Origin of the sequence: Pedobacter sp. WC2423 (assembly GCF_040822065.1) — a bacterium.
In the GTDB taxonomy this organism is placed as follows: Bacteria; Bacteroidota; Bacteroidia; order Sphingobacteriales; family Sphingobacteriaceae; genus Pedobacter.
Genome location: NZ_CP162005.1, coordinates 1,256,798 through 1,278,630, shown reverse-complemented (window position 1 = coordinate 1,278,630; position 21,833 = coordinate 1,256,798). Strand labels below are relative to the sequence as shown.

Genomic DNA, 21,833 nt, shown 5'->3' with positions numbered 1-21,833 from the left:
CCCTATGAAAAAGAACAATTTTGCTTCGAAAAACTACATCCTGCTTCCCGTCTTCCGTACCAATATTACCCAACAAGACAGCCCTAATGTAGCCAGGTTCCTGACCATGCTTAGTAATTCTGTTGATCATTCTTCTACAGTTAGTCTGGCCAGCAGAAATATGCACCAAAAATCAAGTGATGACATTCCTGTTGTGGTATTGGATTCTATTGAACAACAAGGTGCGAAACTTATCCAGATCAATGCGGATGAGCTGGCTAATTTCCGCTTCTCCTATCCTGGACTAAGGATTATTGAGGAGAAATTTTATGACCCTACGGTTTGTTCGCCGAAAAAAATACTGATCCAGATCGAACAGGTCGAAATAAAGACAGCAGTAACTGTTACCATTAAAGATCCCAAAGGCAAGGGGATTTCAAATGTTACAGTAGTGCTGTTTACCGATTTCGAAGCAAGTAAAGGAGCCTCCGGTGTGACTAATGCACAGGGAACAACCTCTTTAAATCTCGATAAGAGTGTTGCCGAGCGAATTTATATTTATGCAGACCATAGCTATTGGGGTTATTTTAAGAAAGATGTGCAATTGACTTCCACCCTCGACATTCAGCTTGAACCCATTCAGCTTGATTTTAAAGACAGCTTAAGATATTTTTATGATACCGATAAGTTACCTAAGCTTACACAAAAAGTCCGTGTTGGAATTATTGATACCGGCGTTGGTCCTCACCTTGATCTGAAAGTTGCAGGTGGAAAAAACCTGGTCAGAGGTGAAAAAGAAACAGATTATCAGGACAATGGAGAAGGTCATGGTACACATGTTGGCGGTATCATTGGTGCCTATGGTAAGTTGAATGGTGTAGCGGCTGGTGTGGAAATTATGAGTTACCGTGTTTTTCCAAAAGGAAGAGGAGCTTCTAATTTTGACATCATGAAAGCGATCAACGAAGCTATAACAGACCAATGTGATCTGATCAACATGAGTCTTGGACAATCACAGGTTGATGAAGGGATCACGAGCTATATCAAGGAAGCTTATAATGCCGGCATTGTCTGTTTTGCTGCCAATGGGAATGATAACAGAAGCCCGGTAAGCTTTCCGGCTAATGATAGCCTTTCTATTGCAGTTTCGGCCATGGGCAGGCTGGATACTTTTCCTCCCGATAGTGTTGAAAGCGGATCAGTACAAGAACCTTATGGTACAGATAAAGCTAATTTCATCGCTGATTTTTCTAATATTGGCGCTGAAACTGATTTAACTGCACCCGGAGTTGGAATTATTTCAACCTATCCGAATGATCTGTATGCGGTGATGGATGGAACCAGTATGGCCTGCCCCGCAGCAGCAGGTATGGCGGCAAGAATACTCGCGGGCAATCCTGACCTGCTTAATTTACCGAGAAATCAAACCAGGGCAGATGAAATGGTAAAATATCTGTCTATCAATATCAAAGCGCTGGGATTCGGAAATCTATATGAAGGTAAAGGTATGTTGCAACCACCAGCAGCCACAAAATAATTAAAGAGGGATCATTATTCAATTCAATAGTGATCCCTCTTTAATAAACAAATTCATCAGTTCTTTTAATGAACTCGCCAATCTCTGCGGCCAGTTTTTGGGTCAGCATCGTTGTTCCGCTCCAGACTAAATCATCTTCCATGTTTTCTTTCAGTAAACAGCCCACTAATTTACCATTGCTAAACACCTGGTAAAGTGGCACAACAGCCGTTGCATCATTAATCGTTAATGTCAATTTCGTTTCATTAACGTCCGCGATATAGGTGTATTTTTGCATAATACTAAAGTATCTGTTAGCCAACGCCCCGTCAATAGGTATAAATCACGGTTGTATAATACGTATATATACTTCCATGTGATGAAAATACGTATCCGGCCAATTACCACATAAAAATTTGAGTATACGATTTAATCAATATTTTGATTAAATTTATTTAAAATGTTACCTCGAATTATCTAAATGTTACCTCGAAAATGAATTTCATTATAAAATACCAAGGGATTAAAGCGCCGAACCTGGAAAAAGTATGTTCAATTCTGGAGAACCACCATGTCCAGATACTGGATAATAGCCTGTGGCCTGAAACCGCCCTGGTCAATATGGAAGAATCTACGCTGGGAAGCCTGCAACAAGCACTGGACGAATGGAATATTTATCCGGAAGCAGAATACCATGTCCCTTCACCCAGAAAAAAAATCAGGAAATCACATTAATATTACGCTCATAAATGTCAGGATAGTTATTTAATTATATATATTTAAGCATCTATACCTCTCTATTATGAAAACTCTGAAAATTTTAAGGCTTTTGCTGGCCTCTTATCTCGGCTTAATGGCCGCCACTTTAACTCTCTTTTTAATTGGTGTCGCAGCTTACCAGTTTATGGGTGTAGAATTCCAGCCTGTGATTATCTGGTTCAAAGTTATTACACTTGGAATAGTAGGCTATTACTTAAGTAACTATAAAAAGAAAGAATTTTACTACTACCGTAATCTGGGATTGTCCAGACGTTTTATCTGGGTATGTACTTTCACTTTTGATTTAAGCTTGTTTGTCGCCTTGTTAATCCTGATCAAGAGCTGATTGCTCGTCTTTTTCAATTTCATCCTGTGTTTTACTCTTTTTAGGGAAGTTAAATAACAAAGATGAGGCAATTGGCAAAACGAAAATAGCTACGGTAAAAATAGATACAAAAAGATCTGTCTTTTCACTCTCTATTAAATGGGTGACTGGTGATTCAGGAAAAAAATGTGTTAAAAGCGATGAGGTCAGTTTAATACCCAGCACGCCGATTACAGTAAATGCAGCAGTTTCCAGAAAAGTGAACTTCTCCATTAACCTGACAAATGCCTGAGCCACAAAGCGCATGGCTAAAATTCCAATAAATACTCCGATATAAATCAGGTAAATATGGTCTGTGAAAGCGACAGCCGCAAAAACGTTATCAATAGAAAAGGCTAAATCCATAACCTCAACCAGCGCTACCGTTGCCCAGAATGTCCCAACTAAACCAACTGTGTTTTTATAAAACCAGCTTTTTGATTTATCAATTTGTTCTTCCTGATGATGCAGCTTATTTTTTGCGCTTTTCTTTCTGAAAAAATCAAAAGCAAGGTATAATAAATACAGACCTCCCAAAGGTTTTAGCCACCATATTTTGACTAACCACGCCGCAAGGAATAAACAAATTCCACGAAATACATAAGCACCGATAATTCCATATTTCAAGGCTCTTTTACGCTGATCCTTAGGTAAGTCCATAACCATGGTGGCTAATACCGCAGCATTATCCACCGATAGTAAGCTTTCTATAACAATCAGGTTTAAAATAATCAGTAATCCAGCTTTAATATCCGGTCCCAGAATCGTGTGTAAAAAATCCATAGGCCAAAATTACTTTAAAACCTGAACATTTCCTACAGGAAGCTGTCTGCTTCTCTATAAGCCTGTATAACACGTAACTCCCCTTCCTTGCCTTTGATGGAATTGCCATGCTCCATTCCCATTACGCCTTTATACCCTTTTTGGTGCAGGTGTTTGAATAGATTTTTATAATTAATTTCACCCGTTCCCGGTTCTTTTCTTCCTGGATTATCACCAATCTGCAAGTAGGCAATTTCTTCCCAGCAGCGATCTATATTGACTATCAGGTTTCCTTCAGTTCGCTGCATATGATAAATATCGAAGAGGATTTTGCAAGATGGACTATTGACTGCCTTACAAAGACTATAAGTTTCATGTGTCTGTTGCAGAAACAGTTCTGGTGTGTCACTTAAAGTTTCCAGTACCATGATCAGGCCATGTGGCTCAAAAATCTCAGCACCTGCACGCATAGCATCTATTACATTTGCCATCTGAATTCCATAAGGAAGTTTACGCTCATAAAACCCAGGTACTACGGTTACCCATTTGGCATTACAACGTTTGGCAGCTTCCACGCAACGGTGGCAAGTCTCTGCAAATTTAGCTTTGAATTCTTTTTGACCGGTAGTCAGCGATATTTTCCAGTTATCACCCCCATCTACAACGAATACGCCCATCCTCATGCCCAGTTTAGCGAGTAAATCACCGATTTTTGTTTGTTCTGCTACAGGTCTGCCTAAAAAGCCATTGTCTTCAATTGATCTGAATCCCTGGTCGTACATAAATTGAATCTGATCAAGAAAACTTTTACCGGCATGCTGCGCAAACATACCTTCATGAGGCGCGTAATCCAGGTTGAATGTTTTGCCAGCCAGTTCCTGTGTTTTTTCTGAAGAGCCCGCTAGCGCATTCACGGAAGAGCCTGCAATCATTGCACCAGTTGCGATTGCACTATTTCTTAAAAATTCTATTCTGTTCATATTAAAATTGATTAATACAGCCTGTTAATTTACAATCATTTTCTTAAAACCGGCAGTCAGTGTGTCTGTAACGCTACCATTTTTGCGGTGATAGATGATATAGGCCTCCATGTTTTTATTTGCACCTACAAAGGCAAGGGCCTGTTCTACAGACATCGCCATCACTGCATTATCATACCCATCAGCAGTCAAAGCATCTTTTGCAAAAATGGTTACACTGATCAATCGATTATCCAGCGGATAACCTGTTTTTGGATTAATCAAATGAGCTATCTTTTTTCCAGCAGCCTGTAAATACTTCCGGTAGTTTCCAGAAGTGGTCACTGCACCTTCGTTAAAACTAATGACGTGCCTGAGCTGAGGTTCTGACTGCTCATTTAAAGCCGGCCCCTCTATACCTACCCGCATAGCAGTTCCATCAGGTTTTGGCCCTTTCATCCTGATCTCCCCGCCTATTTCCACTACAAAACACCGGATACCCTTATGCAGCAGGTAATCCGCAACCACATCTACACTATAGCCCTGTGCAATTCCATTCAGGTCAATCTGCACACCCGGCTGCTTTTTAAAGAGTTCGTTCCCTTGAATGCTGAGCAGATCCATTCCCACATTTTTCAGCAATTCCTTAATCCTTGTGCTATCAGGAAACGCAGCAATGGGTTTTGGCCCAAAACCCCACGCCTGAACCAGCGGAGCTACAGTAATATCAAATCTGCCCTGTGTAGCCTCATAAATCTCAAATGATTTATTGATCACGCGTAAAAAATGATGATCCATACGGAAAGATCTGGTGGTGTTGTTAAACTGACTAATCAAAGAATAAGGCTTATATAAAGACATGGATGAATCTATCTTTAACAAAATACTATCCACCTCTGCTCCACTGACTAAAGGAGATTCAGCAAAATACTTAATCGAATAATCAGTTCCCTGTGCATAACCACGTAAAGTATATTGCTGTTGTTCCTTCTTTTGTGCAAACAAGGAAAACAACAGCAATACAACGATTACCAGAGTTTTATGGATAAAAACCACCATTTATAATTAAATTACTTTAGTTTTTCCGGGTGTTGGGATTGGATACAATCCATGCGCATCGGGCATCAACCGGGGATGGGCCGTCCAGCTCAGTTCAGCTGGGAAAAGACTGTTATCTGCCTTCAAAGCATCATCCCATTTGATCGTCTGTCCGGAATAAGTGGCATACCTGCCTATAATTGAAGTAAAGCAGCTTTTAGCTCCACGTTCTGCATCGCTGAACTTAAATTCTCCTTTAGCAATTGCTGCAAATAATTCATCATGTTCTGTTTGATAAGGATTCTTATTTCCTTTAGCCGGATGGCTGAATATTTCTTTTCCTTTGTGGTCCCATAATACCCCATGATTTCCTGCTGATAAATACGTGCGGCCCTTAGTGCCCTGGAAAGTTTCATCCACCCGGTTTTCAGTTCCTTCAAAATGGCGGCACTGGCTATAAATCACAGCTCCGTCTGCATAAGTTAACTCTACTGCATGGTTATCGTAGATTTCACCATAATCTTTTCCTGTTCTCCAGGCGCGGCTGCCGGTTCCCTGAACAGAAACAGGATAAGCGCCCTTCACCCAGTTTGCGATGTCAATATTATGTACATGCTGCTCTACAATATGGTCTCCGCATAGCCAGTTGAAATAATACCAGTTACGCATCTGATATTCCATTTCTGTTTGCTGAGGCTCACGTTTTTTAACCCAAACCCCGCCGCTATTCCAATATACCTGTCCACTATAAATCTCACCTATCGCTCCATCTTGTATCCTTTTCATTGTTTCTCTGTAATTGGCCTGATATCTGCGCTGCAGACCTACTACTACATTCAGCTTTTTCTGTTTTGCAAGCTCTGCAGCTGCCAGTACGCGGCGGATTCCCGGCGCATCAACCGCTACAGGTTTTTCCATAAAAACATGTTTTCCCTGTTTAACAGCTTCTTCAAAATGACCAGGTCTGAATCCTGGGGGCGTCACCAATAAAACTACATCTGCCAGGGCAATAGCTTGTTTATAAGCATCAAAACCTATAAAACGACGTTCCTTAGGCACATCAACCTTGTCTTTAAATTTATCAAAAAGGACTTTATAACTATTGTCCATTCTATCCTGGAAAGCATCGGCCATAGCCACCAGCTTTATATTCTGAGTGGTGCTCAAAGCCTGGAAAGCTGCGCCAGTTCCACGATCTCCGCAGCCAATCAAGGCGATCTTAATGGTATCATCAGTGGAAGTATGTCCACCTGCAAAAGCGAATTGATTTAACAATACACCTCCGGCAATCAGTGCCGAAGACTTTAAAAATTCGCGGCGTTTCTCACGCAATTCTTCATTGTTCATAGTGAAATATTTTTAGGTTCTATTGGGTTGTTCCATGTGTTTAATAATCGGCAATCACAGGTTGATCATAATAAGCTGTGATTTCAGCTTTAGAAGGCGCATTTACAGGTCTTACCAGGCGCATCCCAATAAATGGAGCTTCAGGAAACCACCAGTTGCTTTTTGGGATCTGAGGATCAAGCTGTTTCCAAACCGGGTCTGAAGCCAGTCTTGCTGCTGAACGTAAATCTGACGACGTATCCTCATAAGAACCTCCCCGGATCACATGGGCATATAATTTAGCCGGAGCAGCCACAGGGTTAACAGCAACTCCTTTTTGCTGCGCCGCATAAAAATCTGCTGCATACTGGTCATACGTCCATTCAGCTACATTTCCATATAAATCAAACAAACCCCATGGATTCGGTTTTTTCTGTCCGACAGCATGCGTTTTACCTCCGCTGTTTTCCTTAAACCAGGCGTAGTCACTCAATCCGGCAGCAGTTTCCCCGAAAGCATATTCAGTAGTACTTCCTGCTCTGCAGGCATATTCCCATTCGGCCTCTGTAGGTAAGCGATAAAACACCCCTGTTCTGGCATATAACCATTTACAATACTGTATCGCATTGTAATGTGTCATCGCCAGCGCAGGATGGTTTTCCTTTCCCATTCCAAAAGTCATATCCAGGTAAGGCTTGGTAGGCCTGGTTACTGCATCTACATTTGCAGGTACAGGTCCGGTACTATGAGAAGTTTCGTAATCCTTATACAAAAAAGGCTCATATAAATCCCAGGTCAGCTCAAAAGCAGCCATCCAGAAAGCATCCAGTTTTACCCGGTGTACAGGCAGCTCGTCTGTTTTTCCCTTTTTACTCCCCATCAGGAATTCTCCCGCAGGAATAGCCTGCATAGTGAAACTTAGTTTGGTGCCTTCAATTTGCTGCGTATAAGATTTCTCTTGCCCGGACGAAAGCAATGCACTCAGCAGTAATGGAACTGTAAATAATACTTTAATGCGCATAATTTAATAACCGGGGTTCTGTTTTAACTCTTTGTTTTTAAATACTTCATCACGCTCAAATGGTCTGAAATATACTTTTTCTGCCCATAAACGACTCTCCTGAGCAGTTTCAATTGTTGGCGTATAAGTATAATCGTAAACTGAAGTATCGTAATGATAAGGCGCAGACATGGTTTGTCCGGATTTAAACTTGCCCGAAACTTTGATATAAGTAGGTTGTCTGCCCAATGTTTCTTCGGCAATCATCCAGCGGCGTGCATCATGGTAACGCTGTTCTTCATAAGCCATTTCGATCCGGCGTTCGTGGCGGTAAATATTCCTTAACTCAGCCTGGGAAGTTGAACTGACAGCTGGCATACCAGATCTGAACCTGATCCTGTTTAACCAAACGATAGCCTGGTCAGTTTGTCCTAACTCAATGCTCGCCTCCACATAATTCAGTACTGCTTCTGTATACCTGAAAAAAGGCCATGGCACAAATTGCGGCATGGAAGCATCTACAATAGCAGGGTCGGGATCTGTAAATTTCTGCATATAATAGCCCGTCCAGCTTCCATTCCAGTTTTCAATAGAACTCCCGCGGGTATCCAGCCCTTTGAAATTAATCACAGTATTACCCTCTTTCAAATCATATTCACCAGTCTGAATCTGATTCGCAGGATCGACATTTCCAGAAACTTTGTCCCTTGGCTTCCAGCCAGCGCCATCATAGAGTATGGTAGCATAAAAACGTGGATCACGATTCTGATAGGGTGCATTTTTCTGCGCTGTATTTGCCCAGCTGAATTTAGTTCCGTCTGTCATTTCGTAATCGTCTACCATTAAACCAATTGGTGTATTACCTGCCCAGTTATGGTATCCATTGGGGCCATTCGCACGCGCATAACGGTTATCACTCCGGTCAATAAAATACCGCGCAAATATCAGTTCTGAACTTGCCGAAGGATCTATACCCGGTGCTTTACTTTCTCCACCCATTGCAATGCTTTTATAATTGCTGATCCCATCCTTAACAGATGCTTTTTCGCTGAGAGACAGCTTGTAACCGCTACCTGCGTCTATTACAGCTTTAGCTGCATCCTGTGCTGCTTTCCAACGTTGCATACGATCTCCCGTGATGTAACCAAGAAATTCCGGATTGGCATAGCCTGAAATCACTCCTTTGGATTTTGATCTTGCAGTTGGTGAATCATGTAAATCACTTGCCGCGTACAAGAGTACCCTTGACTTTAAAGCCATTGCAGCTAAAGCAGAAGTTCTTCCCTTTTGAGTGGACTTTCCTGCCAGCTCTTTAATTGCATCATTACAATCTTTGACTATAAAATTCACACATTCTTCATAGGTAGACCTTTTCACAGCATAATCCTCATCCAGCGCATAAACTTTAGTGATCAGTGGTACACTGCCATAAAAACGGGTCAGCTGATGATAAAAATAAGCTCTTAAAAAGTGTGCTTCACCCAACAACTGATCTTTTATGTTTTTATCAGTAATCCCATTATCCGCTCCGGATAACTTTTCGATAGTGATATTACAAGACCTGATCCGGTTATACATTCTATTATAAGCCCAGGTATCGTCTACCCAGCCTAAATTTGTAGGATTAATAATTCCTGCATTCACTAAATCAATCCCCCTGTTTGGATGCGTAAATAATGATTCATCAGTCACAGAAGACAACATTTGCTCCGGGAACCCACCATTCCCTAAACCATTATAAATTTCGGTTACAAAAGCTTGTGCCAGTGCCGGATCTTTCCAAACCAGTTCTGAAGGTATCTGAGTAGGCGGTTTAACGCTCAGGAAATCTTTCTTGCATCCGCTTGCAAAGGAAGCCAGCAGTGCAGTAGTCAGTAGTATATATGTATTTTTGAATATCGCTTTCATATTAATTGAAATTAGATCTATAGATTATAAGTCTTAAAAAGTAGCCTTGATCCCTGTATTGATCACCCTTGCCTGTGGATAATATTGTGCACTGGAATTGGTTGATTCCGGATCCCAGATTCCAATTTTGTCTACTGTAATCAGGTTTAAGCCATTAACATAAACTCTTACCGCACTAATGCCTGCTTTTTTACACCAGGCAGATGGCAAGGTATAACCCACCTCTACATTTTTCAGTCTTACATAATTGTTACTGCGCAGCCAATAGGTGTTTCTGCCTGCATTGTTAAAATCTGTATAATACGTTTTACCACGGTTCGACAAGCGAGGGAACTCACTGCTTGGATTATCAATTGTCCAGCGGTTTTGATAAGACCAGTCCAGGAAGTTTCCAATATCTCCCGATTCTGTTAAACCTACAATCTGAACCCCGCCACCCGCACCTTGTATCAAGGCTGAAAGGTCAAAGTTTTTATATTGTAAAGTCAGGTTAAAACCACCTGTAAAAGTTGGTGTGCTGGTTTTGTCAGACCTGATCCGGTCATTCCCATCAATTTTACCATCCCCGTTTACATCTCTGAACTTCATATCGCCCGGAAGCAGGTTGTTAGTTAATGCACTGTAATTAATCGTATTAGCTTTAATTTCCGCAGCATCCCTGAATACCCCTGTATACTCATAAATCAAGTCCGTACCTGTTGGCATTCCTGTAGACTGCTGCCATGAAGGTGCACCTGGTGTTTCATCCCAGAAAATGATCTTATTTTTAGAATATCCACCATTTACACTTACCCCATAGTTCAATTCACCAACATGGTCATTGTAACTCAATTTAAACTCAAACCCTTTGTTGTTTACCTTTCCCAGGTTTACAGGAGGTAACTTATCAGTGATACCAGAGCTGCCTGGAATAGAACTTCCTCTGCTGATCAGGATTTTAGTCCTTTTGTTATAAAAATAATCAAACTCAAAACTCAGCTTGTTATTTAAAAATGAAGCATCTAAACCCACATTCGCATTGTTCGCTACTTCCCACCCAAAATCTAAATTAGGTACACGATTTTCTACTAAGGTCTGGCTGTATTGATTATTAATGATGTAATTTCCAAAGCCCATCGTATTTAAATACTGGTACTCAGCCAGGGCATCGCCAAAATAAGCTTCAGCACCCATTTGCCCATAAGAAGCTCTGATTTTCAGGTTATTGATGAACTTCACATGGTCTTTAAAGAAAGATTCTTCCGATACCCTCCATCCTGCTGAAACTCCAGGGAAAAATCCGAACCGTTTATTTTCCGGAAAGATATAAGAACCATCTACTCTCCATAAAAACTCAGCCAGATACTTTTCTTTATAATTATAACCTGCTCTCCCAAAATAACTTAAGCGTGCCCTGTTATATAAATTATTCGGTGCATCTGCAGGATTGCCAACAGTTTGCTCTCTGTCACTTCCTGCTACTAATTGTTGTAAAGCAGTAGAAAGGAAATACCTGCGTGTTGCACTGAAACCATCATTGTTAACAGTCTCTTTAGTTACCCCCGCCATCAGATTAAAAGTATGGTCTCCAATTTTTTTGTCGTAAGTAGCCATTCCCATTAAGTTAATGGCAAGTTGCGCACCTGCTGTTTCACCTAAACTTGCATCAGTACGTTCCGAGCGCACAGATCCGGTTAGCAAAGGCGTAACTCCATCAGCTTCAAAAGATTTTTTGTCCCAATAATATAAAGTCCAGGGAGTCTGCCATCTTTTTTGTCTGCCTGCAAACTTGTCAATAGAAGCTGTACCTGTAATTTTTAGTCCTTCTACACCCGGTACTTTAATATCAATTTTACCAGTCGACTGAAAATAATCACGCTGATCTCTATTATAACCTGTCTGATCTGTCGTAATCACGTAAGGATTATAACCAAATTCAATATCCGGTCCTGCCAGCCCGTTTGGCCAGACTTCCTGTTCCGTAGGCTTACCACGCATCAGCATCCTGAAAATATCACCAGCACCGACAGTTGGGTAATTACGGGCCTCTTCCCTGCCAGTAAGGCCTAAAGTTAAAGTCACATATTTACTCACTGCAGCTTCCAGGTTAATCCTTAAATCATATTGCTTATAACCTGTAGCAGATTTTTTATAATAACCATCCTGATCCAGATAGCCTAAAGACACCAGGTATTTGATGTTTTCTGCGCCACCTGTCAATTGTAAATTGTGTCTTTGCTGAGGTGACCAGTTTTTTAAAGTTGTCTTAAACCAATCTGTATTCGGATAGCGCAAAGGATCAGAACCATCACTTAATTTCTGCAGTTCATCGGGACGGTAAACGGCCGACAATACATTTCCATTATCCGTTCTTTTATAAGAACCTGTAGCTTTAAATGCTTGCGAGGCTGCGCTCCACTGGTCAACAGGTAAATCTGCGCCAAAGATATTCAGCTCATTTAAGATCTCCGCATATTGTGTGGAGTTGGACATTTTAGGTATTCTGGTTGGCTGTTGCAAACCATAGCTGAAGTCATAAGAAAGCTGAGGCTTACCCGACTTTCCTTGTTTAGTCGTAATCAGGATTACCCCGTTCGCTGCGCGCGATCCGTAAATTGCCGCCGAAGCATCTTTCAGCACCGACACACTTTCCACATCATTCGGATTAATCCTTTCTAAACCACCTGCACGGTTTGGCACCCCGTCAATCACGATCAGTGCGTCATTATTTCCTAAGGAATTTACCCCGCGAATCCGGATTGTAGAGCCATCAGCCCCCGGTTCCCCGCTGGATTGTAAAGCCGTTACTCCAGGTAAGCGTCCAGCTAAAGAGTTGGACAAATTGACGGTTGGTGTTTTGGCCAGTTCTGAACCTTTCACCGATGCTACTGCACCAGATACCACTGCTTTTTTCTGCGTACCATAACCAACCACAACTATTTCTGTCAATGCCTGGCTATTTTCCTGGAGTTTGACATTAATTACGGGCCGGTTACTGACTGGAACTTCCTGCGTATTATAACCCAGATAAGAAAAGATCAGCACCCCATTATCAGGAACTTTAATACTGTATTTACCTGATGCGTCTGTCGTTGCAGCAGCAGTCGTTTCTTTAAGTTTTATACTGACTCCGGGAATACCGCTCCCCTTTTCATCGGTAACTATCCCTCTGACCACAATATCAGCAATAGCCCTGTTTTTGGGCCTGATGACGATCAGGTCATCTTCCATAGACTGAAATTTCAAGTTAGTGCCTTTCAAAAGGAAACTCAGCGCATCAAAGACCAGGATGTCCTTTTGCATCAGGGTAATATCTTTATCCGGCGGGAGGTCTTCTTCGCTGTATAGCAAACGAAAATTCCCTTTACGCTCCAGAATAACCAAAGCGTCCTTTAGTTTTATTCGCTGAAGGTTTAAATCAATCTTTTTGTTTTGAGAGTAGCTGCTGGCAGATACCTGAAAACAAAAGAGAAAAGACAAAACAAAGATCCAGTTTAGCATTAATATTAGTTTTTTTTGGGAAAAGTGGACGCATAGAACTTTATTGCACAGTCCTTTTTTTTTCATAGATTTGTGAATTTCAAAGTTAAAAATCTGATAAACCGTTTGTTATCTTACGGGTTGGAAGGTTGAAAAGGGAGGGAATGTTGGCGCATTTACTCCCTTTTTTTAGTAGATGGTCACGTCATGTGTGCTAAGATTAAAGGTGAAGGGTTTGATTAACTGCATAGCTGTCAGGGCTTCTTTAATATTCTCATTTTTAAAGACTCCGGTAAAGCGATAAGATTTTGCTCTGGATGAACCCAGGTAAATTTTAATATTAAACCAGCGTTCCAGCCTTGGTTTTAAGTCTGCAAATGATTCATTGTGGAATACCAGCGTATTATTTTTCCAGGAAACTTCTTCAATATATTCATTTCCTCCAATATGAATAGGTACAATATGTTCAATCATCAAGGTGATATCCTGAGCATCCATTTTTAGTACTCCTTGCTGACCATCTTGCAGTACAAATTTCTCCGAAGGATTTAAAATGATTTTTTGCTGAGGTCTTTCATTGACAGATAATTCAATGGACCCGCGTAATAGCGTAGCTACAGATTTCTGATCTACAGGATAAGCCTTTACATTAAATGCAGTGCCTAGTACTTTAATTGCAATTTTATCGGTACGGACTACAAATGGCTGCGACTCATGATGGGCAACATCAAAAAAAGCTTCACCAGTTAAATGTACAATACGTACCTTTTTTTTATTGATGTCTGAGTGGTAAGCTAATTTGCTGTCCGAATTGAGCCAGACTAAAGTGCCATCAGGCAGTTTCATCTTTTTGCGTACTCCTTTTCCTGCAATCAGCTGCGTGTTGAAATTATCCTGTTCATGGCTGTGGAGATAAAATAAGCCAGCAAAAAAAATTAAGCATAAAGTAAGAACAGCGATAGATAGTTTTTTATACTGATGAAGGAATAAAATTGATTCTTCCGGTACAGGCGTAGTCAGCTCGTTATAAAACCGTAATCTGTGACATTGATAAATACGGTCTGCATCAGGGATAGCTGTTTCGTTCTCTTCATTGTTGAGCCAGATTTGTTTGAGTACTTCTTCATAATAAACAGAGTCAGGATAGCTATCAATCAGCACTTTCAGCTCCTCCAATTCATATGGGGTTGCCTCACCAGCCATTTTACGAGCTAATAATTCTATAATTCTGCTTCTTTTCATAAAGACCGCCGCAAGAGTTTTATATTGGTTAGTTCAGATAAGACAATATATATCAGAAAACTCCCTAGTCCGGAATGAAAAAAAATTAAATAAAAATTACATCAGGTTAAATTCGGCCTTAAGAACGGTGGTCAGTTTTTTTACAGCGGTGACCAGATGGGCATCCACAGTCTTTGTGGAAATATTCAGAATAGCAGCTGTTTCTTTATAACTCAATCCATCCTCTTTGATCAGCTTAAAAACAAGTTTACATTTATTAGGCAAAGCTTCAGTAGCTTGCTCTAATTTCCTTTTCAGCTCGTCATTGATCAGGATCTGTTCGGGATTCAGGCTGTCCAGTACAATTTGCACATCAATATCCTCCAAAAAGATGAGTTCTCTTTTGGAATGTTTATTTAAAAGATTTAAGCAAAGATTACGTGCAATGACGAAGGTGTAAACTTTAATGTTTTGTACCTCAGGTAATTTCTTCCTGTTTTTCCAAAGCGTAATCATGACATCATTTGCAACCTCTTCAGCCAGTTCTCTTGACTTTAACAGATAATAACAGAAGCGATATAATGCAGGAAAAAGACTCTTAAAAAGCTTTTCATAGGCATTTTCACTATCATATAAAGCTATATCACAGATCAGATGGGATAGGTCTGGAGCAGGTTTAGGCATCGGGACATATTTGGTTAACTCAAATTTAACAAATTAACCATACCATCCAAATCTCTTCTGCACTACATCAAGAGGTTCCTGTTTTTTTTAAAGGGTTGAAATCAATTGTAACAGGGTTCGTTAAATACGCTGGGACTTTGGTGTGAATCTTTTCGCAGCTGCAGGCTTTCGAAATAATAAAAGAACATGGCTTTAACATCCTGGCTCATCGGCTGAAGTCCTTCGATCCAGGAAGACAGGTTTAACCTGTCGACACCCGTATCCTGGTGAATATCTTTCAGTTTAACCCCCATATTCAGCATTTTATTACAGATCCAGTCTGGTTCAACGTTATCTGCTACAGTAGGTGTATAAGCTATAGGATGAACCGTTACAGGTACGCCGGTAATAAATCTTTCAAATAGATCCTGAGTAAGGGAGATTAGTTTTGGGATTTCTAAAAGGTGACCGGTTTTACATTTCCATTGCCGGGTTTTCACTTTTAATGCGGAAGGTTTGGCTGTGACAATTTCAAAACTAATATTAAACCGGGTCAAATATTGTTTAGCGCCTTCTTCCAACCTCAGCAGGTCTATGTGCTTTACAATTCCTACTAGCTTATAAATGTTTTTAATGATCTCCATTTTTAATTCACAAAGGGATTTCCAGGTCCTTATCCCACCGTTATTTTAATATTGAAAAAGAAGCTGCTGCAGCGGTTAATAAAACTGTCAGCTTCTTTGAGCCAAACTACTCTAATTTTATGGTTCTGACAAGCAAAAAGGCTTGTTGTTAAGATTAACGAATAATAAGCCTTTTTGTTATGGAATATTTTAAAACGTTTTATTTTTTTACACGATTATTTCCGGAGGTGGTAGTTTTCTCTGGTAAAAGAAAGAGGAAAAAGCCGACCAATACTAAAAGGATTACATTGACTATAGTGGCTGTTTGATAAGCGGATAAATAAGCCTGGGGCGTTCCGGATTTCCCGAGTACCTTAAAGAAGACTCCTCCTACAATGCCAATTCCCAGGGCAATTGCTGTTTGCTGAAAAGTCGAAAAAGTTCCTGAAGCTGCACCAGCAAATTTTGGCGGAATACTTTTCAGCGCCATAGTCAGTAAAGAAGGTAATACAGACCCGCAGCCTGTACCATAAATGAATAAAATGGGTAAAAATATCATCCTGCTTACTGCTGCCGATTTAAAAAACACGATATGGAGAATTAAGGCAGTTATCATAATCAGGACGCCACCCTGCAAAACCTTTTTTCCATAAACCGGGATCAGCCGGATGGCTATGAGTGAAGCCAGCACATATCCTATCCCCTGAAAGACGAAAAAGATACCCGTTTCTGAAGAGCTGATCCCAAATCCCGTTTGTAACAGGATTGCATTGATCAGGAAATAGGAATCCTGTGCCATGAAATAAAACAAAACTGCACAAAGGCCTATATTAAAATCTTTATAAGCGAACAACCTGACATTAATCAAGGGTTCCTTTCTTTGCAGCAGCTTTCTCTTTTGATCATATAAAAAGAGAAACAGCAGGACAATTGATAATCCAATCAGCACTACACTCCACCAGGGCCAGCCTATTTCTGCTCCCCGTATCAATGGATAAATCAAACTGACCAGGGCTACCGTTAACAGGATTACTCCCGAATAGTCAAATCTGCCGGTTTTTTCTATCTTATTATCTTTTAATAATTTTGCAGCCAGAAAGGCTGAGACCATACCCAAAGGTAAATTAATCAGGAAAATCAATCGCCAGCCTGCGATAAAAAAATGGGTATCTGGCAATAGGCCCCCCAGAAATTGTCCGATCACAGATGCTGCCCCCGCTATACTTCCATAAATCCCCATTGCTTTAATACGTTCCTCAGGAGAAGGGAAAATTACCTGAATATAAGCAATCCCCTGGGGCACCATGAATGCCGCACTGATTCCCTGAAAGAAACGGGCGGCGTTCAATTGAAAAGCTGTTTGAGAAATCCCGCATAACAGCGAAGCGAAAGTAAAGGATAGCATGGCCACGATAAAAACCTTTTTTTTACCATAGTAATCCCCTGCTCTGCCGCCAGTAATTAAGAACGCAGCATAACCCAGCAGGTATAAAGCAATCACAAGTTGTATATCGCCATCTGTACCATGAATCCCTTTTTTGATAGCAGGTACAGCTATATTGACTATGAAGATATCAATAACAGATAAAAATATCGAAGAGGACAGGATAATTAATATGATCCATTTGGAAGACTGCTTAGTCATAGCTATTCATGTGTTTTTTATGGGTAGATCGCTCTATTATGGTTAACTTTAGGCCCAAAGATGGAAGCTCCATTGAAGTTAAACAAGTAGTTTACCGGACAATACTAAGTATGGAAAACAGTACTAATGATGACCCTCAGCTGGTTATAAAACAAGAAAATTACGGGCAGCCGGAAGATAACTGTTCAATGACAAACGCGTGGAAAGTGATTGGCGGGAAATGGAAATTACTTTTATTAAATGCGATCCGTCAGGAATGCCCCGCAAGGTTTGGAGAGCTGAGAAAAAAAATGCAGGATATTACACAAACTACCTTGACTGTACAATTGCGGGAACTGGAACGTGATGGCATCATTTCCAGAAAAGCTTATGCAGAATCACCACCTAAAGTAGAATACCAGCTCACCGAACTGGGGCAAACACTCATCCCGGTTATGCAGGTCTTGTCAGACTGGGGCGATAACTATTGCCAATTGACTAAAGTTAAGCTACATTAAACTCCTTATGGATCACATCAAAAAATCATCTGCTACAAAATATTATATTATTGCCTGGGTTTTCGGCCTTCTCTTTTATTTTCTGGATTATGTAATCAGAGCTGCTCCGGCGGTCATGATCCCTGAATTATCAGCAGTATTTAATGTTTCTACGATTGGCCTGGTCTCTATTATAGGCACTTATTATTATACGTATTCAACCTGCAGTTTGATTGCAGGGGTAGCACTCGACAGGTTTGGTGCTAAATATTCTTTGTTTGCCGGCGCAGTAATCCTTGGAATTGGTGCTTTACTTTTTGTTATTTCCAGCGAATTTGCCGGAAATACTGGTCGTTTATTGCAGGGGGCAGGTTGTGCATTTGCTTTTCCCGGCTGTGTTTACCTGGCTACAAAAGGGTTCTCCCCAAAGTCATTAGCTACAGCCATTGGTTTTACACAATGTATAGGGATGCTGGGTGGTTCTGCCGGACAATTTGTGATAGGCCCTTTGATTGAGAAAGGAGTTGACCAGAAATTTTTCTGGATTGGCGCAGGAATGTTTACCATCCTCGTTGCTTTTGGGTTATTACTGGTTATTCCTAAAGCTAAAGAAGAACAGAAATCTACCAGACAACTGCATTCAAAAGGATTCTTAAGTCCTTATAAAATCGTATTCTCTAATACGCAATCGTGGCTTTGCGGTATTATTTCAGGCCTTTTATTTGCACCAACCACTATTTTTGCGATGACCTGGGGGGTAGCGTTTTTCCAGCAAGACAGGGCTTTCAGCTTTCATGAGGCTACCATTGCCTGTGCCATGGTCCCTATGGGCTGGGTATTTGGTTGTCCGCTTCTGGGGTATCTGACCGACAAAATTGGTCAGCGTAAACCGGTATTGACTGGCGGCGCGGTACTGATGATTTTAAGTTTATTACAATTATTGTTTTTGCCAGATCTGGTACCCGCATATGTGAGTACGTTTGTGCTAGGTGTAGCCTCAGGAGCTGCTATGATCCCCTACTCGGTTATCAAAGAATCTAATCCTGACCATGTAAAAGGAAGTGCTACCGGAGCAATTAATTTCATCACTTTTAGTGTAACTACACTGGTGAGCCCGTTGTTTAGTCATTTCTTTGGTCAAACATTAACAGGGGCAACAGATAAAGCCAGTCATTTTCAGTCTGCCGGGTTGTTCTGGATTGCAGGAATTGTGATTGCAATTGTGGTGAGTTTGCTGCTGAAGGAAACCGGAACAACTCAAACCGAGAAAGTATCAGTAATAGTATAAGTTTTTTACTGAATTCCAGGTATTTGTGGTATAGTGATTTCTTTATCAGTAATTTTTGTTTTCATATCAATTGATATATTTTTAATTAAATAACACTTAAATAATATAACTTTAATATGATATGAGTTTATTTACCTAAATATTAATCAACCTATGAAATTCAGAAATCTACTTTTCGCCAGCTGCTTATCGCTGGCATTTGCATCGTGTTCGAAAAACACTACGCAAGACCTTAGTCCGTCAAACCCGTCAGGCCAAAGCGCTGCAAATCAAGCTACCGCTACTGTCATCACGGAAGACTTTGAATCAGGAAACAAAAGTTCTTATGCTACCGGAGATGTTACGCTAACTACTGGTTCATGGAGCCTTAACGACGCATTGATCGGTTCAGCAAGTGCTGATGTCAAATCAGGAACAAAATCTGTGCGTATCCGCAACAATGGTATCCTGAGTATGAATTTTAATGTCAGCAGCCCAGCTTCAGTCACTGTTAAACATGCGGTATATGGAACTGATAATGCTTCTACATGGCAATTATGGGTATCAGGTGATAACGGCAGTACTTATTCACAGGTAGGCAACACCATCACTACTTCTTCAAGTCAATTGGCTACTGCAACTTTTGCAGTTACTAAAACAGGTAACCTGACCTTTGAAATCCGCAAAATATCAGGTGGTACTGCGCGCATTAACATCGATGATATCAGTTTGAGTACAGGTGGCAGCACCACTCCTACCGATCCGGGCACAAATCCAGGTACAGGTACTCCAGGTAACAGTGCTGATAATAATAACTTATTGCTGGGAAATCCAAGCAATGCACAACCAAGCATCAATTCAACAGCGAATTACCTGATGGATCAGACTTATTTCACCGAGTCTTACAATAAAGATAAAGGTACACCTAACTGGGTATCATGGCATATCAGCAGTGCTGATCTGGGCAGCACTTCCCGTTCTGATAACTTCAGAGCAGATATTAACCTGCCTTCTGGCTGGTACGGTGTAAGCAATACAAGCTATTCTGGTTCTGGTTTTGACCGTGGGCATAACTGTCCTTCAGGTGACCGGACTTCAAGCAGCACTGCGAATTCAGCTACGTTTTTAATGACGAATATGATTCCGCAAGCACCTAAAAACAATCAGCAAACCTGGGCAAACCTTGAAAATTACGTGCGTTCTTTAGTGACCGCTGGTAATGAGGTTTATGTGGTTATGGGTTCTTACGGATCTGGTGGTACAGGTTCAAATGGCTTCCAGACTACAATTGATGGTGGAAAAGTAAATGTACCTTCCCGCGTTTGGAAAGTTATTGTTGTAATTCCTAATGGTAACAATGATCTTTCACGCATTACCTCTTCAACACGGGTGATTGCTGTAGATACACCAAACGATCAAAGCACAGTTAATGCAGACTGGAAACAATACCTGACTACTGTAAAATCTATTGAAACTGCCGCAGGTGTTAACATTATGTCTAACGTGAGTCAAAGCATACAAACGGTTCTTGAAAACCGTACCGATTCGGGCGTTTAACCTGAACAGCGATTTAAAAAAGGGGAAGGAGACTATATAAGTTTCATTCCCCTTTTTTATTTTATCACCAGATGTAATTACTAATATATTTAGTAAATTACTTGTTATAACGACTATTTTTAGCATACATTTGTGTAAAAATAAACCGTTTTATGGCAGGGAAACACATCATACACATGGATCAGGACTCTTTTTTCGTTTCTGTCGAAGTCCGGAAAGATTCAAAGCTAGCTGGTCTGCCGGTTATTATCGGTGGTATTTCTGATCGTGGCGTAGTTGCTTCCTGTAGCTATGAAGCCCGTAAATTTGGTGTGCATTCTGCCATGTCTTCCCGTATGGCAAGAATGCTTTGCCCGCATGCTATTTTTATTAAAGGCAACATGGACGCTTATTCTGAAGCTTCACAAGAAATTACCGAGATTTTAAGATCCCGCGTTCCGCTGATTGAAAAAGCAAGTATCGATGAGCATTATATAGATATGACCGGAATGGATCGTTTCCATGGTACGCTTCAGTATGCTCATGAATTGCGTCAAACCGTGATCAGGGAAACAGGGCTGCCTATCTCCTTTGGCTTATCAGTCAATAAAACGGTTTCCAAAATGGCAACCAATGAGTGTAAACCGAATGGAGAACTTGATGTCATGCAAAATGAAGTACAGCCATTTCTCAACCCTTTATCGATCAGAAAGATTCCCGGATTAGGTGAAAAAACTTTTATGAAACTCAGTGATATGGGGATTAAAAAGATTTTTACCCTTTCACAGATTCATCCGGATCAGATGGTCAGTTTACTCGGTAAAAACGGGTTGTCTTTATTACAAAAGGCAAAAGGAATTGATCAGTCTGAGGTTATCCCTTACCAGGAACAAAAAAGTATAGGGACACAATGTACTTTTAAAGCCGATTCTATTGACGTGGAAACGATTAATAACCTCATTACCTCCATGGTGATGGACCTGGGCTTTGAACTCCGGCAAAAGCAGAAAATCGCCGCTTGCATCACAGTGACCATCCGTTATTCCAACTTTGAGGACGTGACTAAACAGGCAACGATTTCTTATACTTCTATGGACGCAGTGCTGATCCGCAAAGCCAAAGATCTATTCAAACAAGTATATCAGAAACGCATGCTGATCCGCCTGGTTGGTGTACGCCTGTCTAACCTGGTGAATGGTTTTGAGCAGATTGATTTATATGAAAATTCACAGGAGCAATATAATTTATGCCAGGCAATGGATAAAATACGTCAGCGTTTTGGCGGAAAAGCAATAACAATGGCCTCTGTACTGGACTTGAAAATTTAAGCTG

Annotated in this window: 19 protein-coding genes; 7 read left to right on the top strand and 12 right to left on the bottom strand. The window is 40.8% G+C overall.

All coding sequences use genetic code 11. The features are described from left to right. The first annotated feature begins 4 nt into the window (after nucleotides 1-4). Entirely contained in the window at nucleotides 5-1,516 is a 1,512-nt protein-coding gene (locus AB3G38_RS04820; protein WP_367867365.1) for a S8 family serine peptidase, read from the top strand. Between the two features lie 40 nt (nucleotides 1,517-1,556). Here the strand turns inward: AB3G38_RS04820 and AB3G38_RS04815 are convergent, their stop codons facing one another. After that, a complete protein-coding gene (locus tag AB3G38_RS04815; RefSeq protein ID WP_367867364.1) occupies nucleotides 1,557-1,793 on the bottom strand; it encodes a hypothetical protein in 237 nt (78 codons plus the stop codon). A gap of 197 nt (nucleotides 1,794-1,990) precedes the next feature. Here AB3G38_RS04815 and AB3G38_RS04810 point away from each other — a divergent pair, with 197 nt between their 5' ends. Beyond that, nucleotides 1,991-2,230 (top strand): hypothetical protein, encoded by a 240-nt coding sequence (locus AB3G38_RS04810; protein WP_367867363.1) that lies wholly within the window; start codon nucleotides 1,991-1,993, stop codon nucleotides 2,228-2,230. Nucleotides 2,231-2,297: 67 nt separating this feature from the next. Beyond that, nucleotides 2,298-2,600: a hypothetical protein gene (locus AB3G38_RS04805; RefSeq protein ID WP_367867362.1), complete on the top strand. Its 303-nt coding sequence runs from the start codon at nucleotides 2,298-2,300 to the stop codon at nucleotides 2,598-2,600. Here AB3G38_RS04805 and AB3G38_RS04800 read toward each other — a convergent pair. From AB3G38_RS04800 to AB3G38_RS04750, 11 genes are all read right to left on the bottom strand, one after another. Then, on the bottom strand, nucleotides 2,580-3,401 hold the full coding sequence (locus tag AB3G38_RS04800; protein WP_367867361.1) for a DUF475 domain-containing protein: 822 nt from the start codon (nucleotides 3,399-3,401) through the stop codon (nucleotides 2,580-2,582). The two genes, AB3G38_RS04805 and AB3G38_RS04800, sit on opposite strands and share 21 nt — an antisense overlap. Nucleotides 3,402-3,433: 32 nt before the next feature. After that, nucleotides 3,434-4,360, bottom strand: a complete 927-nt coding sequence (locus AB3G38_RS04795; protein WP_367867360.1) for a hydroxypyruvate isomerase family protein — start codon at nucleotides 4,358-4,360, stop codon at nucleotides 3,434-3,436. Between the two features lie 24 nt (nucleotides 4,361-4,384). Next, the gene (locus AB3G38_RS04790; RefSeq protein ID WP_367867359.1) at nucleotides 4,385-5,398 is read right to left on the bottom strand and encodes an FAD:protein FMN transferase; all 1,014 of its coding nucleotides are present in this window, start codon (nucleotides 5,396-5,398) and stop codon (nucleotides 4,385-4,387) included. Nucleotides 5,399-5,404: 6 nt separating this feature from the next. Next, entirely contained in the window at nucleotides 5,405-6,724 is a 1,320-nt protein-coding gene (locus AB3G38_RS04785; RefSeq protein ID WP_367867358.1) for a Gfo/Idh/MocA family protein, read from the bottom strand. 40 nt (nucleotides 6,725-6,764) lie between these two features. After that, nucleotides 6,765-7,724, bottom strand: coding sequence for a formylglycine-generating enzyme family protein (locus AB3G38_RS04780; RefSeq protein WP_367867357.1), 960 nt, complete (start codon nucleotides 7,722-7,724; stop codon nucleotides 6,765-6,767). 3 nt (nucleotides 7,725-7,727) lie between these two features. After that, entirely contained in the window at nucleotides 7,728-9,611 is a 1,884-nt protein-coding gene (locus AB3G38_RS04775) for a RagB/SusD family nutrient uptake outer membrane protein (RefSeq protein WP_367867356.1), read from the bottom strand. A gap of 33 nt (nucleotides 9,612-9,644) precedes the next feature. Further along, on the bottom strand, nucleotides 9,645-13,091 hold the full coding sequence (locus AB3G38_RS04770; protein WP_367867355.1) for a TonB-dependent receptor: 3,447 nt from the start codon (nucleotides 13,089-13,091) through the stop codon (nucleotides 9,645-9,647). Between the two features lie 168 nt (nucleotides 13,092-13,259). Beyond that, nucleotides 13,260-14,312 carry a FecR family protein gene (locus AB3G38_RS04765; RefSeq protein WP_367867354.1) on the bottom strand — a complete coding sequence of 351 codons (1,053 nt, stop codon included), beginning with the start codon at nucleotides 14,310-14,312 and terminating at the stop codon, nucleotides 13,260-13,262. A gap of 96 nt (nucleotides 14,313-14,408) precedes the next feature. Then, complete coding sequence (locus AB3G38_RS04760) at nucleotides 14,409-14,975, bottom strand: RNA polymerase sigma factor (RefSeq protein WP_367867353.1); 567 nt, start codon at nucleotides 14,973-14,975, stop codon at nucleotides 14,409-14,411. 101 nt (nucleotides 14,976-15,076) lie between these two features. After that, nucleotides 15,077-15,598, bottom strand: coding sequence for a hypothetical protein (locus AB3G38_RS04755; protein WP_367867352.1), 522 nt, complete (start codon nucleotides 15,596-15,598; stop codon nucleotides 15,077-15,079). Between the two features lie 199 nt (nucleotides 15,599-15,797). After that, the gene (locus AB3G38_RS04750) at nucleotides 15,798-17,222 is read right to left on the bottom strand and encodes an MFS transporter (protein ID WP_367867351.1); all 1,425 of its coding nucleotides are present in this window, start codon (nucleotides 17,220-17,222) and stop codon (nucleotides 15,798-15,800) included. Between the two features lie 38 nt (nucleotides 17,223-17,260). On the opposite strand from AB3G38_RS04750, the gene AB3G38_RS04745 reads away from it, so the two are divergent. From AB3G38_RS04745 to dinB, 4 genes are all read left to right on the top strand, one after another. Next, entirely contained in the window at nucleotides 17,261-17,719 is a 459-nt protein-coding gene (locus AB3G38_RS04745) for a winged helix-turn-helix transcriptional regulator (protein ID WP_367867350.1), read from the top strand. A 7-nt stretch (nucleotides 17,720-17,726) separates the two neighbouring features. Beyond that, on the top strand, nucleotides 17,727-18,986 hold the full coding sequence (locus AB3G38_RS04740) for an MFS transporter (protein WP_367867349.1): 1,260 nt from the start codon (nucleotides 17,727-17,729) through the stop codon (nucleotides 18,984-18,986). A gap of 153 nt (nucleotides 18,987-19,139) precedes the next feature. Continuing rightward, nucleotides 19,140-20,522, top strand: a complete 1,383-nt coding sequence (locus AB3G38_RS04735) for a DNA/RNA non-specific endonuclease (RefSeq protein WP_367867348.1) — start codon at nucleotides 19,140-19,142, stop codon at nucleotides 20,520-20,522. Nucleotides 20,523-20,674: 152 nt separating this feature from the next. Next, nucleotides 20,675-21,829 (top strand): DNA polymerase IV, encoded by a 1,155-nt coding sequence (gene dinB, locus AB3G38_RS04730; protein WP_367867347.1) that lies wholly within the window; start codon nucleotides 20,675-20,677, stop codon nucleotides 21,827-21,829. Nucleotides 21,830-21,833 lie beyond the last annotated feature (4 nt).

Bases quoted from the DNA above. Each gene is read 5' to 3' on its own strand.
- dinB (WP_367867347.1), top strand. From the start codon at position 20,675: ATGGCAGGGAAACACATCATACACATGGATCAGGACTCTTTTTTCGTT.
- AB3G38_RS04815 (WP_367867364.1), bottom strand. From the start codon at position 1,793: ATGCAAAAATACACCTATATCGCGGACGTTAATGAAACGAAATTGACA.
- AB3G38_RS04780 (WP_367867357.1), bottom strand. From the start codon at position 7,724: ATGCGCATTAAAGTATTATTTACAGTTCCATTACTGCTGAGTGCATTG.
- AB3G38_RS04795 (WP_367867360.1), bottom strand. From the start codon at position 4,360: ATGAACAGAATAGAATTTTTAAGAAATAGTGCAATCGCAACTGGTGCA.
- AB3G38_RS04775 (WP_367867356.1), bottom strand. From the start codon at position 9,611: ATGAAAGCGATATTCAAAAATACATATATACTACTGACTACTGCACTG.
- AB3G38_RS04735 (WP_367867348.1), top strand. From the start codon at position 19,140: ATGAAATTCAGAAATCTACTTTTCGCCAGCTGCTTATCGCTGGCATTT.
- AB3G38_RS04760 (WP_367867353.1), bottom strand. From the start codon at position 14,975: ATGCCTAAACCTGCTCCAGACCTATCCCATCTGATCTGTGATATAGCT.
- AB3G38_RS04750 (WP_367867351.1), bottom strand. From the start codon at position 17,222: ATGACTAAGCAGTCTTCCAAATGGATCATATTAATTATCCTGTCCTCT.
- AB3G38_RS04800 (WP_367867361.1), bottom strand. From the start codon at position 3,401: ATGGATTTTTTACACACGATTCTGGGACCGGATATTAAAGCTGGATTA.
- AB3G38_RS04740 (WP_367867349.1), top strand. From the start codon at position 17,727: ATGGATCACATCAAAAAATCATCTGCTACAAAATATTATATTATTGCC.
- AB3G38_RS04810 (WP_367867363.1), top strand. From the start codon at position 1,991: ATGAATTTCATTATAAAATACCAAGGGATTAAAGCGCCGAACCTGGAA.
- AB3G38_RS04820 (WP_367867365.1), top strand. From the start codon at position 5: ATGAAAAAGAACAATTTTGCTTCGAAAAACTACATCCTGCTTCCCGTC.
- AB3G38_RS04805 (WP_367867362.1), top strand. From the start codon at position 2,298: ATGAAAACTCTGAAAATTTTAAGGCTTTTGCTGGCCTCTTATCTCGGC.
- AB3G38_RS04755 (WP_367867352.1), bottom strand. From the start codon at position 15,598: ATGGAGATCATTAAAAACATTTATAAGCTAGTAGGAATTGTAAAGCAC.
- AB3G38_RS04765 (WP_367867354.1), bottom strand. From the start codon at position 14,312: ATGAAAAGAAGCAGAATTATAGAATTATTAGCTCGTAAAATGGCTGGT.
- AB3G38_RS04745 (WP_367867350.1), top strand. From the start codon at position 17,261: ATGGTTAACTTTAGGCCCAAAGATGGAAGCTCCATTGAAGTTAAACAA.
- AB3G38_RS04770 (WP_367867355.1), bottom strand. From the start codon at position 13,091: ATGCTAAACTGGATCTTTGTTTTGTCTTTTCTCTTTTGTTTTCAGGTA.
- AB3G38_RS04790 (WP_367867359.1), bottom strand. From the start codon at position 5,398: ATGGTGGTTTTTATCCATAAAACTCTGGTAATCGTTGTATTGCTGTTG.
- AB3G38_RS04785 (WP_367867358.1), bottom strand. From the start codon at position 6,724: ATGAACAATGAAGAATTGCGTGAGAAACGCCGCGAATTTTTAAAGTCT.